This window comes from Streptomyces sp. 6N223, from assembly GCF_052246635.1.
Taxonomy (GTDB): Bacteria; Actinomycetota; Actinomycetes; order Streptomycetales; family Streptomycetaceae; genus Streptomyces.
This window is the reverse complement of the sequence record NZ_JBQQCA010000156.1, coordinates 1-830: the sequence shown is the minus strand read 5'-3', so window position 1 is coordinate 830 and position 830 is coordinate 1. Positions and strand designations below refer to the sequence as shown.

1 protein-coding gene is annotated in these 830 nt (G+C 74.2%); it reads left to right on the top strand.

The window, feature by feature from the left end:
* Positions 1-830, top strand: an 830-nt coding sequence (locus tag ACTWQH_RS32795; RefSeq protein WP_443290461.1) for an acyltransferase domain-containing protein, incomplete at both ends; no start/stop codon positions are given.

The following is an 830-nucleotide window of genomic DNA, read 5'->3' as shown; positions in this document are numbered from 1 at the left end:
CGCCGCGGGCGTGGCCGGCGTGATCAAGATGGTGATGGCGCTGCGGCACGGCCGGCTGCCCGCCACCCTTCACGTGGACGAGCCGACCTCGCACGTGGACTGGAGCGGCGACGCAGTGCGGCTGCTGACCGAACCGGTCGACTGGCCCCAAAGCGAACGCCCCCGCCGCGCCGGCGTCTCGGCCTTCGGCATCTCCGGCACCAACGCCCACGTCATCCTCGAAGAAGCCCCCGAACAGCCGGAGGACGAGGCCACCCCGGCCGAGCCGGCCGAGCCCGCCGTGCTGGGCGGCGTGGTGCCCCTCGTCCTCTCCGCCCGCAGCCCACAGGCCCTCGCCGACCAGGCACGCCGCCTCGCCCAGACCGTCACCGACACCCCGGACCTCTCCCCCGCCCAGGTCGCCTGGTCCCTGACCACCACCCGCGCCACCTTCGACCACCGGGCCGTGGCCACCGGCACCGACACCGCCGAACTCACCGCCGCACTCAACGCCCTGGCCACCGGCGAGGAACACCCCAACCTCACCCACGGCACCGCCCTGGACCCCGAGCCGGGCCCCGTCTTCGTCTTCCCCGGCCAGGGGTCGCAGTGGCAGGGCATGGGCGTGGAACTCCTGGACACCTCGCCCGTCTTCGCCGCCCGGATCGCCGAGTGCGAACGCGCGCTCGCGCCGTACGTCGACTGGTCCCTGACCGCCGTGCTGCGCGGCCAGGACACCGACACCGACCCCACCCGCGTGGACGTCATCCAGCCCACCCTCTGGGCCGTCATGGTCTCCCTGGCCACCCTCTGGAACCACCACGGCATCACCCCCGCCGCCGTCATCGGCC